The sequence below is a fragment of the Helicobacter bilis genome, from assembly GCF_900198365.1.
GTDB lineage: Bacteria > Campylobacterota > Campylobacteria > Campylobacterales > Helicobacteraceae > Helicobacter_A > Helicobacter_A bilis_B.
Map to the genome: position 1 here is coordinate 1 of NZ_FZMS01000038.1, position 16,293 is coordinate 16,293.

At 34.5% G+C, this 16,293-nt stretch carries 14 protein-coding genes and 1 other RNA gene; 5 read left to right on the forward strand and 10 right to left on the reverse strand.

Going from position 1 to position 16,293, the window contains the following annotated elements; genetic code table 11:
- Nucleotides 1-145 precede the first annotated feature (145 nt).
- A complete protein-coding gene (locus C6H08_RS05625) occupies nucleotides 146-442 on the forward strand; it encodes a hypothetical protein (RefSeq protein ID WP_138196166.1) in 297 nt (98 codons plus the stop codon).
- A gap of 280 nt (nucleotides 443-722) precedes the next feature.
- Here C6H08_RS05625 and C6H08_RS05630 read toward each other — a convergent pair whose 3' ends face one another.
- The 6 genes from C6H08_RS05630 to ispF all read right to left on the reverse strand — a co-directional run bounded on the left by C6H08_RS05630 (nucleotide 723) and on the right by ispF (nucleotide 5,980).
- On the reverse strand, nucleotides 723-1,427 hold the full coding sequence (locus tag C6H08_RS05630; protein WP_034580588.1) for an outer membrane beta-barrel protein: 705 nt from the start codon (nucleotides 1,425-1,427) through the stop codon (nucleotides 723-725).
- A 222-nt stretch (nucleotides 1,428-1,649) separates the two neighbouring features.
- The gene (locus tag C6H08_RS05635; RefSeq protein WP_034563059.1) at nucleotides 1,650-2,333 is read right to left on the reverse strand and encodes a hypothetical protein; all 684 of its coding nucleotides are present in this window, start codon (nucleotides 2,331-2,333) and stop codon (nucleotides 1,650-1,652) included.
- A gap of 22 nt (nucleotides 2,334-2,355) precedes the next feature.
- Nucleotides 2,356-3,543, reverse strand: coding sequence for a sulfate adenylyltransferase (locus C6H08_RS05640; RefSeq protein WP_034580586.1), 1,188 nt, complete (start codon nucleotides 3,541-3,543; stop codon nucleotides 2,356-2,358).
- Nucleotides 3,521-4,396: a DNA-binding transcriptional response regulator gene (locus C6H08_RS05645; protein WP_034563063.1), complete on the reverse strand. Its 876-nt coding sequence runs from the start codon at nucleotides 4,394-4,396 to the stop codon at nucleotides 3,521-3,523. The genes C6H08_RS05640 and C6H08_RS05645 overlap by 23 nt, the downstream gene beginning before the upstream one ends.
- Nucleotides 4,393-4,521 carry a hypothetical protein gene (locus C6H08_RS12290; RefSeq protein ID WP_267892884.1) on the reverse strand — a complete coding sequence of 43 codons (129 nt, stop codon included), beginning with the start codon at nucleotides 4,519-4,521 and terminating at the stop codon, nucleotides 4,393-4,395. The genes C6H08_RS05645 and C6H08_RS12290 overlap by 4 nt, the downstream gene beginning before the upstream one ends.
- A gap of 4 nt (nucleotides 4,522-4,525) precedes the next feature.
- Nucleotides 4,526-5,980, reverse strand: a complete 1,455-nt coding sequence (gene ispF / locus C6H08_RS05650; protein WP_034580585.1) for a 2-C-methyl-D-erythritol 2,4-cyclodiphosphate synthase — start codon at nucleotides 5,978-5,980, stop codon at nucleotides 4,526-4,528.
- Between the two features lie 264 nt (nucleotides 5,981-6,244).
- Between ispF and thiC the strand changes: the two genes are divergently transcribed.
- Entirely contained in the window at nucleotides 6,245-7,606 is a 1,362-nt protein-coding gene (gene thiC / locus C6H08_RS05655; RefSeq protein ID WP_034563068.1) for a phosphomethylpyrimidine synthase ThiC, read from the forward strand.
- A 131-nt stretch (nucleotides 7,607-7,737) separates the two neighbouring features.
- On the forward strand, nucleotides 7,738-8,325 hold the full coding sequence (locus C6H08_RS05660) for a toxin-antitoxin system YwqK family antitoxin (protein WP_034563070.1): 588 nt from the start codon (nucleotides 7,738-7,740) through the stop codon (nucleotides 8,323-8,325).
- A 302-nt stretch (nucleotides 8,326-8,627) separates the two neighbouring features.
- On the opposite strand, the gene C6H08_RS05665 is transcribed toward C6H08_RS05660, so the two are convergent.
- On the reverse strand, nucleotides 8,628-9,995 hold the full coding sequence (locus tag C6H08_RS05665; RefSeq protein ID WP_034563072.1) for a TolC family protein: 1,368 nt from the start codon (nucleotides 9,993-9,995) through the stop codon (nucleotides 8,628-8,630).
- A gap of 250 nt (nucleotides 9,996-10,245) precedes the next feature.
- Here C6H08_RS05665 and C6H08_RS05670 point away from each other — a divergent pair, with 250 nt between their 5' ends.
- Together C6H08_RS05670 and ssrA are read left to right on the forward strand one after the other, a co-directional pair.
- The gene (locus C6H08_RS05670; RefSeq protein WP_034563074.1) at nucleotides 10,246-11,253 is read left to right on the forward strand and encodes a radical SAM/SPASM domain-containing protein; all 1,008 of its coding nucleotides are present in this window, start codon (nucleotides 10,246-10,248) and stop codon (nucleotides 11,251-11,253) included.
- A gap of 201 nt (nucleotides 11,254-11,454) precedes the next feature.
- Nucleotides 11,455-11,821, forward strand: a transfer-messenger RNA (tmRNA) gene (gene ssrA / locus C6H08_RS05675).
- A 103-nt stretch (nucleotides 11,822-11,924) separates the two neighbouring features.
- On the opposite strand, the gene C6H08_RS05680 is transcribed toward ssrA, so the two are convergent.
- The 3 genes from C6H08_RS05680 to flgK are packed head-to-tail and all read right to left on the reverse strand — an operon-like array spanning nucleotide 11,925 to nucleotide 16,287.
- Complete coding sequence (locus C6H08_RS05680) at nucleotides 11,925-13,157, reverse strand: glycosyltransferase (protein ID WP_034580583.1); 1,233 nt, start codon at nucleotides 13,155-13,157, stop codon at nucleotides 11,925-11,927.
- A 9-nt stretch (nucleotides 13,158-13,166) separates the two neighbouring features.
- Entirely contained in the window at nucleotides 13,167-14,432 is a 1,266-nt protein-coding gene (locus C6H08_RS05685) for a glycosyltransferase (RefSeq protein WP_034563078.1), read from the reverse strand.
- Between the two features lie 34 nt (nucleotides 14,433-14,466).
- On the reverse strand, nucleotides 14,467-16,287 hold the full coding sequence (gene flgK / locus C6H08_RS05690; RefSeq protein WP_034580580.1) for a flagellar hook-associated protein FlgK: 1,821 nt from the start codon (nucleotides 16,285-16,287) through the stop codon (nucleotides 14,467-14,469).
- Nucleotides 16,288-16,293: the final 6 nt, after the last annotated feature.

Here is a 16,293-nt window from a genome sequence, read left to right on the forward strand (position 1 = left end):
TAAACTTTAAGACTATGTTAAACAAGAAGGAAATTATAAAGATTCTGAAAGCTATAAGAAAACAAGCCAAAGCTCAAACGCTACTGAAGGTTACGAGCCCACCGCTAATTCTTTTGCTTTGACTAAAAAGGGTTACAAGCCTGACTTGCCTACCCCAAATGCCATTATACCACAACAAACACTAGAATCTACCATGCAAAAGTTTAATTACGATGAGAAAAAAGCAAAAGACTTACTAGAATGGCATAAAGATTCTAGTCCTTTAACAAAAGATGAAAATGGACTGCCTAAAGTCTTTTATCATGGCACAACACTAAGCAGTATGAAAAGATTTCATAAAGAACTTAAAAAACCTTTTGAAGTCTTTAATACTAAAGATAATCTAGAATCTTGTCATATTGAGTGCGTAGGCACGAAATATCTTGTTTGGATTCGATACTAGAATTTCGCCTAAAGACTTAGTGCGACAAGTTGCTCTAATTTCCAATAACTATAGCTTTAGCCTTGCAGCCCACTCATTAGAATTCAGATTTTGTATATTCCCATAAATATGTATCACCAAAAAAGATTAGGTAATAATGTGGTCTCTTTATTAGCAAAGCATATACTAAGTTTGATTGAATTTGCTATAGATTTGAGTGAGAGATATAACTACTATCATAAAGATAGTAGTATGTTTGAATGCGGTGGGTTGCAAAGATTATCACACACAAGGCTACATGCTAGAAAATGTAGCTATATCCTATTGTTGTGATGAGATTTCGTGTCGTGGTTGTTTCGTTATTATTGTTGCCTTGATTTTGATTTGCAGGTGGTGTGTATTTAACACCTAGAGTTGGTATCTTAAAGCCCAACTCAAAGCGATGATGATTATTTGCAGTGAGACTTAGCCCGAGATTTATAGGTAGGATAAAGCCATCTCCCCCTTGTGTTATGAGGGTTGTGATCTGTCCTTGCTCATTTGTTTTTTCAGCACCACTCATTGTCGCATAGCCAAGCCCAATACCTGCATACGCTCCAAATGCAAAGGTATCAGAGCTTAGGATATTAAGCAAAACATCGACATTTACACTAATCGCATGAGACGAGTTAGAAGTAGTAGCATCGGTTGTTTGATTTTGTGTTTCTGTAGTTTTTGTGTGTGTATGATGAAAACCATAGTTATAATCCAAATAGCCACGCAAACCAAAGAAGTCAGTCAGCATATAGTTATAACCTAACTGCACGCCTATATTAAGATATCTTTGTGCAGTGGTTTCATCATTTGTTGTGCCTTGCCCTGTGGTTGTTGTTTTTACAAAACTTACTGAATAGCCCGTATTAATCCCAGCAAAAAAGCCGCTACCATCGCCCTCATCAGCCAACATGAAGCTTGGTGGAGAGATTAGTGCTAGTGTTATTGCTACTTTTCCAAATCGTTTATACATGATAAACCCCTTTTAATCACTTAAAATATTTGCATTTTGTTGTAAAATGCGTGAATTATTGTAACATACTTCAAAAAAAACGATTTATGTAATATTTATAACTATTTTTTGTAAAAACTATGATATTTTTACAAAATTACTCAAATCATGGAATCTTGTGTATAAATATCTATTAGTCTTTTAATTACGCTTAAAATAAAGCTTGGTTAGCACATTTGCAAATTAAGAAAATTTTACTGAAATGTAATAGAGTATCATCACACTTGCACCGCTTAATACGCCATGCAAAATCGCCCCTAGAATGCTGCCTAGTATTTTGTTTGGCTTTAGGTTATAGAATCTGCCTATTAAACTTGGCTTGTAATAATCATAAATTCGTATAAAAATGCAGCCAATAAAGGCTTCTAAGATATACATTTGCCATGTTGCAAAGACAAATAAACACGCACAAAAAAGGCTTATCATAAGCTGGATTATAGCAAAATCGTGTGGTATGAGTGGTTTAGCTTGGTTTGTGTTTATGGAATCTTGTGTATTGCTAGATTTGTTTGTGGGGTTAGATTCCAGAATCTTACAATTTTGCATCCCTACGCCCTGCACCCACCCATTTGGGTTAGATTCTAAGTTTTTAGATGTTTCGCTACGCTCAACATGACAAGCTGTTTTAGAATCTAGATCCCCATTATCTTGCATCTCAAACCCTGCACCTTGCCTATAAGACATAGAATCTAGGTTTTGCATATTCTTATAAAGATATACTGCTAAAAAGAGACTAAGTAATAATGCAGTCTCTTTATTATGCAAAGCAATGGGATAAATAATAATAAAGCCCAAAATATTTGCAATGATTTTTTGCAATACTAAAGGCTTTATCTTATCAAAAATATAAAGATGAAATAATCTCATTGTATGCCTTAATTAAACAACATTAGTTTAGCGAAGTTGTTTGATAAAGTTGCATAAGCTTTAGATAAAACTCCTCTTCACCGCTATTTTGTATAATCCCGCTTGATGGTAAAATATCATAATACAATCTATCTAAATCCTTGAATCTATGTGGGAATAAAGATGAAAGCAGAATGGCTGAAATCTGCCTTCTCACAAGCATAGCAGGTGGTAAAAGCCCTAGTCTAAAAAACTCGACAAAAGATCCTGCATTATAGTTAATATGATGATGATGTCCATGCGGACAAGTATGGATTGATACAAGCGTTTTACACACATCACAATATACATATTCTGGTAAAATCTCAACTTCTATATTCATACCTGTGAGAGAATCAAAGATAGAATGCACTTCATTATCTAAATAATACACAGATAAACCGCGATTATTCTCGCCAACAAGCAGTTTATTGCAACCAAAATTCCTTGCTACAATGGCATTCATAATCATGCGATTCTGCCCTGCATACAGATAGGTATCATCATGCGGGATAATGATAACTCGCTCTTTCATAAGATAATTATCTATCAAAAATTCCATACATTTTAGTCGCAAGTTATATTCTATTAAGTCGCTTTTATGTGGTTTGAGTAAGAATACGACTAATAGATCACACTCTTCTAGAGCGTCTCGCATAATTTTTTCATGGATTCTATGCAAGGGAGATGCACTCATAACAATACCTGCGATATTTTTCGCACTAAGTGTGGCTATGCGTTGGGCTAGTCGTTTTTTATGCTTAATGATCTCGTTATTTGTGAGTGTGTATTTACCGCTTACACATATTTCGCCTATTCTAGATTCTATATCTTGTATGCGTTTGGAGGCAAAATCACCGCCCATTATCTTATTGATCCGCTCTTGTTTATTAATGCTAAACACAGAATCTACAATAATGCTACCTGAAGTCTCACCATCTGTAATAAGCTCGATTTTATCACCCTTTTTTGCCTTTTGCAAGACTTCACTATTGCGTCTTCCACTAGGACTTAAGAGAAATGGGCAAGGATAGCTCTGGTCTTTATAGACACCGCTTGTATTGACTGCTTTCATCTGTGCTTCATTCATAAGCTCTGTTACAGGATAGAGTAAGCCCTCTTGTGCGAGATTTAGGACTGAAATCGCTTCTTTATCGATATAGAGTTGTTTATTTTTTTCTTGAGATGCCATATTTCTTCCTTTTTTCCCATAAGCTTTTGCGGCTCATGCCAAGTTTTTTTGCTAATTCTACATCTGGGTATCGCCCCTCAAATTTTGTAATTACAATCCTTTCATATTCTTTAATGGATAGAATCTCACTGCCAATTTCAAGATTATTAGCCATATTTGTAATATCTACAATATGCGGAAAGGATACTAAATCATCAGAAATCATTGAGATAATAAGACGATAGTTTGCCATTTTGTCTAAGAAATCCTTTTTTTCTTGCTTCTTTAGATTCTCACAATTTGTAATGTAATAGACTTTATTTTTTTGAAACTCATAATCACTCCATGAGATACTCTTAAGGCTTATAAACTCAAACCTTAGCTTTCTCTCAATCGCATATTTCATCGCATAAATGTCAGCACTTCTTTGGGAACTCGCTTTGATTAGAATCGGTGGATTATATTGGGGCAGGGTTGGCGTTTGTAATTCATTTTGTATGAAAGTGAAATAATTTTTAAAGAATCTAATGTCTTCAGCAAGTTCCTTAAAGCCTTTGTAATGCTCGATTTTTCTCACTAACTCGTCCATTATAAAAGGCTTAATAATATAGTCTTTTGCTCCCATTTTAAGAGGCTTTGACACGGTATCATCGCTGACATAGGATACCATAAGAATGATTATGGCGTCTTTATGTGTTTCAATAATGTCTCTATAATCTGCGGTGCTTGTAGAGAGTAGCACAATGTCAAATCCCGTGCGATTTATTGCCTCTTCAAGTGAAGAAGTGATAAATGATACATACCCACCATCTGCTAATTTACTTGCTATACTTTGGGCTAAATAGGTTTCACTCTCAATAATCAAAACATTCATACATATCCTTTTTTCAAAGTTTTAAGGTATCTTCTTGGGCTAAGATTCTCTTGTAGCTTCTCTTTTGATAGAATCTTTCTCACATAGAATCTTCCCTGCATTAAAACTTCCTTATTTAATTTCATGGATTTAACAGAACTTCCTTGCACGAAGTTGTGCTATGCTATTTACTAGCACCCCTTCTTTTCTTCCCACAAAGCCTAAGCCTTCCGCCGTGCTAGCCTTTATGCTGACACACATTTTTGGTAAGTAAAGAATATTTGCTAAGACTTCTTGCATTTGTGCTTTATAAGGCGAGATTCTAGGGGTTTGGGCTATGATTGTAATATCAAGGTGTATAATCTCTAAGCCAACGCTTAAGCAATAATCATAAACTTCTTTTAAAAGTATCTTAGAATCTATATTTTTAAACTCTTGCTTACTATCAGGGAAAAGCTCACCTATATCACCATAGTTCATAGCCCCAAGTATAGAATCTATAATCGCATGTATAGCCACATCGCCATCACTATGGGCTTTGAAACCAAAGTTAGATTCTATCTTTACCCCGCAAAGATACATATCTTTAGAATCTATAAAGCCATGTATATCGCTACCATAGCCTATGAGAGTGTCGCTTTTATTATGTGCGTTTGCGTGATATAGCTTTTTTAATAAATGCAAGTCATCATGGTATGTAAGCTTTGTCATATCTTTACTGCCGATAACAAAGCCAAGATTAGAATCTTTAAGTGAGAGTATTGCAGTGCTTTCATCGCTAAAGTCAATCTCTTTTGTAAAAGATTCTAGAATCTTTTTTGTCTTTGTGATTTGAGGCGTTTGGATAAGCTTTAGATTCTCTCTCTCTATTGCTTTATGTGTGTTGTTAGTAGAATCATACATGAGTGTTGTATCACTCACTTGCAAATATGGCACAATGCAGTCAAAATATTCATTCATAAACAAAGATAGCATATCGTGCAATACATGCCTTTTTGTATCAAATCTCGCACAATCATTGACAATTATATGTGTGCTTTCTACATGTTGCAGGGCATTTTTTAGAGACTGAAAGCGGGTGTTACCACCGCAGACAATTTCAAGCGGGATTTTATACTCTTTATCATTGATATGAAAATACAAAGCATTTGATATGAGTTTTTTCATATAAAATATATCTTTTTTAGAAGCTGTGATGATTATCTTTTGTAAAGGTGTTTTTGTGTAATGTGTTTGAGAATCTTGGGTTAGATTCTGTGTATCTATGGATTTGCTTGGAATAGATTCGCTATTTTTATTGTTACATTTTATGTCATTTTTGCCTTGATGGGTATTTGTATGTGTTGCATTTTCTGCTTGTTGTAATGTATTAAGTATGTCTAGTATCTGTGAAGCAAGATTATGTGTTACAAAATACCACAAAGGCGTAGTCCCAAGCCTTAGCCATTGTTTCTTTGTAGATGGTTTATTGCTAGATTCTATATTTTCATTATGAAATGTATTATTAAAGCATGTATTATTTGCATGTAATGTGCTTTTTGCCCTGCCACTGCAAAATCGCACAGAATCTCCAGCTGCCATGATAATAAGCGTTATATCCTTCATCATTTTTCCTTAAAAAATAAACACTTTATAAAACTTCACACACATGCTAATAACTTTACTTAATGTTACCATATCTCATTTTTCAGTGCGATATGATACAAAAAATATTTATCATTATATAATAAATCTGTAAAGTTTGTTACCATTTTATACAAAAACTCTATTTTATCGTTACTAGATTCAAAATTATATTGGGATATAGATAAAATCACACAAGTTTGCATTACACTTAGACTGAAATTACTCTATTTACAAAGGATTTGCATGAGTGAGAATTTACGAAATACATGGATAGAAAAAAGGGCAAACGATAAAATTAGGACACAGCTTTATTACGCAAAAAGGGGCATTATCACAGAAGAAATGCGATATGTCGCAAATGTTGAGAATCTTAGCCCAGAACTCATTAGAAAAGAAGTCGCAAGAGGTAGGCTTATAATCCCTGCAAATATCAATCATAAGAATCTAGAGCCTATGGGTATAGGTGTAGCTTTAAAGACAAAGATTAACTCAAATATTGGATCATCTCAAATCGTAGAAGATATTGATGAAGAGGTAACAAAGCTTAAGACTTCAATCAAATATGGTGCAGATACTGTTATGGATCTATCCACAGGTGGCGATTTAGACAAGATTAGAGAGGCTATTATACAGGCATCAAGTGTGCCTATTGGTACTGTGCCTATGTATCAGATTCTACATGATGTGAAAAATGATGTGTTGAAACTAGATATTGAAACTATGCTTAGTGTATTAAGGAAACAGGCAAAGCAAGGGGTAAGCTACTTTACTATACATTGTGGCTTTTTACTCGCACACATGCCAGCAGTCTCAAAGCGAAAAATGGGTATAGTCTCTCGTGGTGGTAGCCTTATGGCAAGTTGGATGCTACATTATCACAAAGAGAATCCTTTTTATGAATATTTTGATGAGATTCTAAAAATCTGTCAAGAATATGATGTGTCTTTATCTCTAGGCGACTCTTTACGCCCGGGCTGTTTGGCTGATGCGAGTGATGAAGCACAATTTGCCGAGTTAAAGGTATTAGGCGAACTAGCAAAAAGGGCGTATGAAGCCGATGTGCAAGTCATGATCGAGGGTCCCGGGCATGTCCCGCTTAATCAAATAGAACGAAATGTAGAATTGCAAAAAGAATATTGCAATGAAGCACCATTTTATGTGCTAGGACCGCTTGTTACAGATATTGCCGCAGGATATGATCATATCGCAAGTGCCATTGGTGCGTGTGTGGCAGCATGGAAAGGTGTAGCAATGCTATGCTATGTAACGCCAAAAGAGCATTTAGGTCTGCCTAATGCAAATGATGTGAGAGAGGGCATTATCGCTTATAAAATCGCTGCACACGCAGCAGATATTGCAAGAGGGAGAGTTGGTGCAAGAGACAGGGATGATGCGATGAGTGATGCAAGATATAGCTTTGATTGGAATAAGCAGTTTGAGCTCGCCCTAGATGGTGAGAGAGCGCAAGAATACCATGATGAAGCCCTGCCACAAGAAGTCTTTAAAGATGCTGAATTTTGCTCAATGTGCGGTCCAAAATTTTGTAGCTATAAAATCACACAAGATATTTTCAAAAACTATAAAGAAGAGAAATTGCCACAATAATGGCTTTTAGAATCTTTATGTTACTCACATTATCCATTTTTAAAGCTAGATTCTAGCTTTAATTTAGCATTGCTTTTTTGTGTTTGTTTCTTAAAATGTAGGCTTTATTATCTCAATTTAAAAGGGCAGATATGTTACTAAAAAGTGCGTTTATAGCTTTGTTTTCACTTTATAATGTCGATACAACTATGCTAAAAGAATGCAAAAGTGAAGCAGATAAAATAAGCGGTTGTGTAGAGAGAATTTATCATTCAAATGGGCGTCTTTGGATGGAAAAGCCATATAAAAATGGTAAAAAAGAGGGTGTGGAGAGGCTGTATCATGGCGATATGAATATTTTTGTCGAAATGCCATTTAAAAACGACAAGCCAGAAGGAATAAGAAGGTGGTATTATCGGAATGGCAATATAGGGGGAGAAGCAATATATAAAAATGGTAAGCAAGAAGGCGTTATAAAAATGTATGATGAAGGTGGAAACTTGCAAGCAGAAGTATCAGCTTTAAATCTTATATTGCATGGAGATACAAAACTCTACACAGAAGATGGGAAGCTGTTTATCTTAATCAAAGCCAAAAATGGTAAGATTATAAGTAGTAAGTGCTTTAATGACAAAGTCCTAACAAACGAAGAATTAAGCGAGTATGATATACTCAAAAGTGCTGAAAAAGCAATTAAATCTTTACAAGAAATATGCTTTAAAGAGAGTGATTTTAGGTAGTGTATGATTTATAGCTATTCACAACATATTTGCTAGCTTCTATTTTTAGTTTTGATTTTTGGAATCTATCCCATGTGGGTTAGTGTGGGACTAGAGATTCTAAAAGCAATTTTGTTGTATTGAGTGTTAGCACAAATATCTAACAGGGATTCCAGAAAAAATATTTCACCTTTTTCAAAGACTCAATATGGCAACAAAACAAACTTTAGATTCTACTTCATTTATGTGAGTTTAAATTGTGCTGCAGGGCATGAATACTAGAATTTAACTTCTAGTCCAAAGCGAAGTTTGCATAGCATTACCTATTGAATATACTGCTCTAGCTCTTGTCCACTATAAAAGATATAGTTTGCTTTTTGAATCTCATAGTTATTCAAAGCTTGAATGAAAGTAGATTCTGCATCATACTTTGTGCTTAAAGCCTGTAAGTATTCTGTAAAAGTAACTAGGTTTGCATCATATCGCTTTTTCATGTTGTCATAAGAGAGATTTGCGGATATGAGACTTGCTTTTGCACTTTTTATTTGATTTTGTGCGACTTCAATGGCTTTTCTGTATAGCTCTTCATCTTTTTTTTGCTCATTTTTTTTGTAGGCAAGTTTCTTTTCTGTTGCAAGTTGGGCTAGGCGAAATGATTGTTTTTGCATACTCTGCCCGATCTTTGCAAATAAGCCATAACTCACCACAACGCTAAATGTATTTTGATGATCAGCATACGACATAAGAAAGCTTGGCGGTAAAGTATTGCCGCTTATTAGCCCTTTTGCAAAGTCTGGAATCTGAATATTGTAAGTATAGCTATCTTGGATATTTAGCACAGGAAAATAATGTAATTGCTTATTTAAATATTTTTGTGCTTGCACTTGATATTCAAGCGATTTAATATCGTCTCTATCTTGGAGTTTGAAGCTAGGAGATTCTATCTGCACGCGTTTTAGAGATTCTATCTTTGTGTTTGTGAGATACTCTAACATGAGTTTGCTTTGCTCTAAGGCAAGCTTTGCATCATCGATTTGATATTGTGTTAATGCTGCTTGTGATTTGAGTGATTCTAAATCGGCAATGGTTTTTAAACCTTGATTATAAAGCTTTTGCACTCTATCTACATCAGAGTTTATTTGCTCTAGCTTTTGTTCTAGCGTTAAAAGTTTTGATTCATTGCTAAAATAAGTATAGTATTGTTGCACAACTTGCAGATAAATGCTCTGTTTTGTGTATTTGCTATCATAGCTTACCGTTGTTGCAGTTGCACCCTTTTCTCTAATGGCATTATAATCAGCATAATCAAGTTTCATATTAAATGCAAGTTGTGCGTTTTGCGTGGTATAGCTCATCGGCACACTCGCACTTGAATGATTGAAATTATATCTTGCATCAAGCGTTGGGATTAATGCCATGATTTGCACTAAATGGTCTTTATCGGCTTGTCTAGCAAGTAAGTCTTGGGCTTGCAGGGCATAGTTATTATTTGCACTATTGAGTAGTTCCTTAAGGCTCAATCCACCAGAATCATTGCGTAAAACATTCTCTAAACGCAAGGTGATTTCATTTTCTTGCATATTGTTTTGTAATGTTGTATTTTGTGGTGTTGCGGTAAATGTGCTATTCATAGGTTCTGCGTGCATATATGCAAACATGCAGCAAAGACTCATTGCAATTTTTTTAATCACACAAACTCCTTTAAAATTATTTGCATACGCAATTAAAATTGATATTTTATTCTCTCAAGGTAAATAAATTTATATGTGGCGGTGTTTTGGTGGGCAATGCTACATTGGATTTACGCAACTAAACAACAAAGATAAAAATATACTTGACAATTTGTTTTTGTGCGTTTTTATTAGCCCTTGACTTGTTTTTTTTTTTTGTAGAATGCCGCCACAACATAACCTAGAGACAACATGGAGACAAAGAGACAACATGGAAGAATCGCACAGACTAATAAGAAAATACTCACGCTTTATACCTATCAAAAAATGGCGACATGATTTTAGGGAAACACTCATAAACACATTGCATACACAAAAAGGTGCAATATTGCAAGATTATGCTAAGCTTGTAACCCCGACAAATGATAGAGAAACGCAAAAACAAATTCTAAAGCGTAATGTAAGGCTGGTGGAAATAGAAATTGCTTCATTCTGCAATAGAAAATGTTGGTTTTGTCCAAACTCTTTTGTTGATAGGTATTCTAGTAGTATCGAACTGCCAGAACATGTGTATTTAAAAATAATTGACAATTTGGCAGAAATAGATTATAGCGGTATGATAAACTTCCACAGGTTTAATGAGCCTCTTGCAAATAAAGAATTAATTCTAAAAAGGGTGAAACAAGCAAGAAAGTCTCTGCCAAAAGCCTTACTTGGTATCTTTACAAATGGCGATTATTTAGATAGAGATTATTTAGATTCCTTAAGGGAAGTCGGCATAGGACATATAACAATGTCGTATTATTTTGGCAAGAATATAGAATTTGATGTGGAAAATGTCATTAAACCTGCTATAAACAAGATGGCAAATAAACTTAATTTACAATATAAAGAGGTTGTGAATGATGATAGGCAATATGGTGTTCGATTTATCTATGATGGTATGGATATGATTTATCGCGCATGGAATCCACGCGTAAATGCTAGCAATAGGGCTGGTTCTATAAATGATGAGCGTATTCCTAGTGTGAAGAGGGATTTTCCTTGTTACTACCCATTGCGTGAAATTTTCATTGACTACAATGGGCTTGTTATGCCATGTTGCAATATGCGTAGTGATGTCGAAACACATAAGCAATTTATTTTGGGAGACATAGCTGAAGTTGATTTATTTGAATTATTTATGAATGAAAAATTTATAAAAATACGCAAGGCATTAATGTCCAATACGCCGCAATATGAGGTATGTAAATATTGTGATTACAAGATAAATTTATAAATAATATGAAACCTTGCATTATAATGAGGACATTTTTGTTGCAATATCTCTATTTTTCTATATGCTAATGCGTGTCTTATTTAGAATCTATGTCGCAGCGTGTTTTGTATTTCCTGTGAATTTTAGCTTTAATATATGATGTTAAGGATGTTTTTTATGCAATTTGAAAATAATTTGCTATAATTTCGGACTATGTGATTTGGGGCTGTTTTGGCTTTCGACGGAAGTTTTATAGCAGTTTAAGCATACCAGCTGATACCTGTAACTATCAACAAACAATAAACGCAAACAACGCGAATTACGCTCCAGCTTACGCAAAAGTAGCGTGAGTTTAATCTCCTTTTGGAGCCAGATTCTTCTTTCTTTATCGGGAGATTTTAGAATCTGTCATCAATCCGATTGCTTGAGTGTTTTTGCCTAGTGATACTCAAAAAGATTATAGGCTTTGATACATTCTATTTTGCATGTTTTAAGGGGTGTGTTAAGATAACAAAACATTGCTAAGTATGTAGAAATCTCTGTAGAATAGGATTTTCGGACTGGGGTTCAATTCCCCACAGCTCCACCATTATATTTTTATCACATAGTTTTTGTTTTCATTGGGTAATAAGAATAATTAGATTTATCTGTCTATATCATCTCATCTTTTTTAAAATAAATCATTTTAGATTCTATCGCTTCAACGCAGTAAGTAAATCTTGCCATTCTTGCATGATGACTTCTTTACTAAATCTCTCTTTTGCTAGAATAAGGCTTTGCCTACCCATTTCTAATCGCATAGCTTCATTACTTAGAAGTTCTCTCATCGCTTCGCATAAAAGATTCTCATCTCCATCTGGCACAAGGATTCCATTTTTATGATAAGCTACACCATTTTTTATCTCTGGATTTGGAGCAAAGCAGTCTCTAATCGTGCCTATATCATAAGCGACAATGGGTAGTCCATAACTCATTGCCTCTATTAAAGCCATAGGTAAGCCTTCAAAATAGCTTGTCATCGCATAAATATCGCCTTGCAAATATACAGATTCTATATTTGTTGTAAAAGCATTTAGTTTGATAAAGTCTTGCAAATCAAGCTCTTTTATTGTGTCATTCATCGGGTTTTCTTTATGTCCTTTGCCTGTAATTTCAAGCATGCAGTTGGGAAAGTCCCTAGCGATTTTACTATACGCACTCACCATACGCGGAAATCCTTTTTGGTGTGATTGCATTTGCCCTACCGCGATTATCTTGCAAACTTTAGAATCTGGTGTGCTTTGCGGAGTGTCTTTATGTGTTTGCATATTATGTGCTAGTAGAATCTTTTTTGCATTAAGCAAGTTTTCTACGCTCTCGTAAGGATTGTATGTTTCAATAGAATCTGTATGAAGAATCTTTGGTAGCTTTGTATCAAAAGGCATAGGAATGAAGTTAAAGATTCTAGTAAGTTTATTTGACTTATGTTGCCATTTTGCATATTCACTAGAACTTAACACAACGACTTTATCAAATAGATTATTTTTTCTTTTCCACTTTGCTATTTCTACATGAATGATTCTAATATATTTCATATTTTTGCGTTTGATATAGGGGAATAAAAGGAAGAAATCAGATTCTATAAAAATATCAGCATCAGTGTATTTTGCATTAATAGCAAGATTTACAATAAGATGGCGAAACCACTTCCATAGCACTTTTCTTAAACCTTTATCCTGTGTGTGGTTATCTGGGTATGGATAAATATAGCTAATTTTTACTCTAGAATCAACAGGAAAAGTAGATATTCTATCTAACTCATCTTTATAATAACATGCAATTTCTACCTCATGTCCTAAATCACACAAAGCACTTGCAAGATTCACAACTACGCGTTCAACTCCACTTGTTGCGGCAAGATTTCTTATACTTAAAACAATTTTCATATTTTACCTTTAGCTTTTTATGTGAGTAAGGCTTTGAAATAATTCTAACCACTGCTTTAAAATCCTCTCTTTTGAAAAAGTATCTTTTGCGAGTTTTATGCCGTTTTGCCCCATGATTATGCGTTTTTCTTCATTTTCCATAAGAGTGCTTAAGGCTTTGCAAAATGCTTTTTCATCATTATCTTTTACTAAGATTCCATTATCATGAAAGCAATCTCTAATCGTGCCTATATCATAGGCTACAATAGGCAGTCCATAGCTTGCCGCTTCGATTAAAACCATCGGCATAGATTCTGTATGACTACTCATCACAAAAATATCGGCGTTTAAATATACAGATTCCATATCGCTAGTAAAAGGTTTTAGAAAGATATAATCTTTCATTTGTAAGTCTAGAATCTGCTTTTCTAATAAAGCTTTTTGTCCTTGGTCTTGCCCTATAATCTCTAATTGCCATGAGGGGAATTTATGTGCGATTTTACTATACGCATGAATTAATCGTGGGAATCCTTTATGATTATTTATTGCATCCATGCGTCCAACGGCTATGAGTTTGTGTTTGGTGTGAGGGTTGTTAGATTCTAGATTCTGTAATTTCCATGCTTGTAATATAGACTTTGCTAGAATAAAGCCTTGTGTGTCGTTATAGAAAGATTTATTTAATAGACTTTCATAATGTGATTTTATTAAAGCATGCAGGTTACTATCTATATCATCTTTTTTCATAACAGATTCTAAAACTTTAGGCAATATATCTTCAAAAGGCAGGATAGGAATAAAATTTGGTATTTTTACGATATGTTTGCCACTTCTTTGCCATTTTAGCAATTCTTGTTCGTTTAAAAATACAATGCAGTCAAATAGATTATTTTTCTTTTTCCATTTTTTAATCACAGAATGCACGATTTTAATATATTTTGTGTTTTTAACTCTAAATCGTGGATAGAAAAAAGCAAAATCAGATTCTATAATAATATCATAATCTTTGTATCTATTCATACGACAATTAATCACTAAAGGCTTTATCCAACGCCATAAAATCCGCTTTAATCCACGATAATCTTTATGCATATCATCAAAGTTATACAAGTAGCTTACGCTTACTTTTGGATTAATAGGATAGGCATAAGGCTCTTTTTCACTTGTATCAGTATAGTATGAGACAATGCCTATTTCATAATTTTTAATCTCACAAAGAGCATTACAAAGATTAATAACAACTCTTTCACTCCCACCTTTGCATGCAACATTATGAAGTGTGAATAGAATCCGCATATCCAACCTATTTCATTACTGCTTAATACCAAAATTATTGTTTAATACCAAGCAGAGTTTCAATCATTCTATCAATGGTAGTAATTACCTTTGCATTTGCTGCATAGCCGCCTTGAAATTTTATAAGATTTACCATCTCTTCATCAACGCTTACTTGTGAGATTGCTAAATGCTCTTTTTTAATCGCTTCTAATACGCTTTTCTTTGTATCAAGTGTGATTTTTACTTCTTGCGTTTGATTGGCTACTGCACCTGTTGTGTATTGATAAAATTCATTTAGCTTCATGTGCTTTTTATCAAGTTTATTTTGATAAAACTCAACTTCATCATATTGGAGCTGCTGCATCATATTTGCTATATCAAAGTTACCGCTAACTGGCACAAGCCATGGGCGAATCTTTGTTGGGTCTTTTCTATACTCTCTCTCAAGATTAATGCTAGAGGCATCATTACCAGAGAAAAAGCGATTGATACCAAATGCACCTGTGAAGTTTGTGCCTTCATCTTTTAAGCCGACATAAAGCCCTTTTGTTGGATACTTTGAAGTGATTTTAAACTGCCTTGCATCATCATCATAATATGCTTGAAAGTAGTCATCAAAGTCATCTAGGGCGTTATTGTTATTGTTATCATCAGTGTTTGCGTTTATTTGCTTGACTATATCGTGCATAGTCGTTGGCACATCAATGTGAATGTCCTTTTTTGCCAACACTTCACCATTTGCGTTATACGCATAGAGTGTAAATTTACCCATTTTGATATTATAGTTTGTATCACGCAAAGCTTCATTTTTACCGATTTCTAAAATATCGCTTTTTATAGAATCTGTCCCACTTTGTGCGTATATTGTATTTGTAGATTCTATAAGTCCTCTAGCAAAGCTATCAAGTAAATTCATATAATATTGCAATTTACCAACTTTTGTCCCTTCATAGCCATTATTATATAAATCAATCAATGCGCCGACTTTTCCCTCGTCCATGCGGTCTGTAATATCCACATCTTTAAAGTCGTAACCGCGTATATAAAGCCTATTTAGCCCTGCTGCATTATTGCTTTTATTTAGCACAATAGGGTGAAAGTTTGCCCCATCAATAAAGCTAAAACCATGCCCTACGCTAAAGTTATAATCTTCATCAAAGTCGGCCGCTTGAGAGCCTACAAGGTTATTTGCCTTTAGCTTACCTTTAAAAACATTGCCACCTAGTATCTCTTTTAAGCGAAACTCTAACTCATCTCTTCTATCACGCAATTCATTTGCTTGTTTTAGAGTAAGGCTATCTTCCATTTCTTTCATTTTCTTATTGATTTCAGCGATTTGAGCCCCAAGCTTATTAGCATCATTAATCTGTGCTTCCATCTCTTCGCTTTTTTTGCGTTGCAAGATTAAAAGCTTTTCTTTTGTATCATTAAGATTTCGTGTGAGAATCATCGCATTTTTTGCTAATACCTGCTTTTGTGCGGTGTCATTTGGATTTTGTGCTATATCTTTCCATGAGTTAAAATACTCTTCTAAATCATTATAGATTCCCACACCCTCTACATCGGGGAAAAATGTGCTTGCTTCACGCAAAGTGGTAAATTCTGTATCAAAAAAGTTATGTTCTGTTGCTGCCCTTGAATAGCGGGAGAATACAAACTCATCATGTAGTCTCTGTATAGAATCAACATTAACCCCACGACCAAGATTATAATCTGGAAAATAAAGTGGTGCTTCAGGATGGACTATAACCCTTTGTCTTGTGTAAAATTCATCACTTGCATTAGCAATGTTGTTACCCGTTACATCAACCATAAGCTGGTGTGCATGCAAACCCGTTGTGCTTGTGTGTAATGATGATAAAATACCGCCCATAATGTC

Excerpts from the sequence above, each read along its gene's own strand:
- C6H08_RS05630 (WP_034580588.1), bottom strand. The coding sequence starts at position 1,427 with ATGTATAAACGATTTGGAAAAGTAGCAATAACACTAGCACTAATCTCT.
- C6H08_RS05635 (WP_034563059.1), bottom strand. The coding sequence starts at position 2,333 with ATGAGATTATTTCATCTTTATATTTTTGATAAGATAAAGCCTTTAGTA.
- C6H08_RS05640 (WP_034580586.1), bottom strand. The coding sequence starts at position 3,543 with ATGGCATCTCAAGAAAAAAATAAACAACTCTATATCGATAAAGAAGCG.
- C6H08_RS05645 (WP_034563063.1), bottom strand. The coding sequence starts at position 4,396 with ATGAATGTTTTGATTATTGAGAGTGAAACCTATTTAGCCCAAAGTATA.
- C6H08_RS12290 (WP_267892884.1), bottom strand. The coding sequence starts at position 4,521 with ATGAAATTAAATAAGGAAGTTTTAATGCAGGGAAGATTCTATGTGAGA.
- ispF (WP_034580585.1), bottom strand. The coding sequence starts at position 5,980 with ATGAAGGATATAACGCTTATTATCATGGCAGCTGGAGATTCTGTGCGA.
- thiC (WP_034563068.1), top strand. The coding sequence starts at position 6,245 with ATGAGTGAGAATTTACGAAATACATGGATAGAAAAAAGGGCAAACGAT.
- C6H08_RS05660 (WP_034563070.1), top strand. The coding sequence starts at position 7,738 with ATGTTACTAAAAAGTGCGTTTATAGCTTTGTTTTCACTTTATAATGTC.
- C6H08_RS05670 (WP_034563074.1), top strand. The coding sequence starts at position 10,246 with ATGGAAGAATCGCACAGACTAATAAGAAAATACTCACGCTTTATACCT.
- C6H08_RS05680 (WP_034580583.1), bottom strand. The coding sequence starts at position 13,157 with ATGAAAATTGTTTTAAGTATAAGAAATCTTGCCGCAACAAGTGGAGTT.
- C6H08_RS05685 (WP_034563078.1), bottom strand. The coding sequence starts at position 14,432 with ATGCGGATTCTATTCACACTTCATAATGTTGCATGCAAAGGTGGGAGT.
- flgK (WP_034580580.1), bottom strand. The coding sequence starts at position 16,287 with ATGGGCGGTATTTTATCATCATTACACACAAGCACAACGGGTTTGCAT.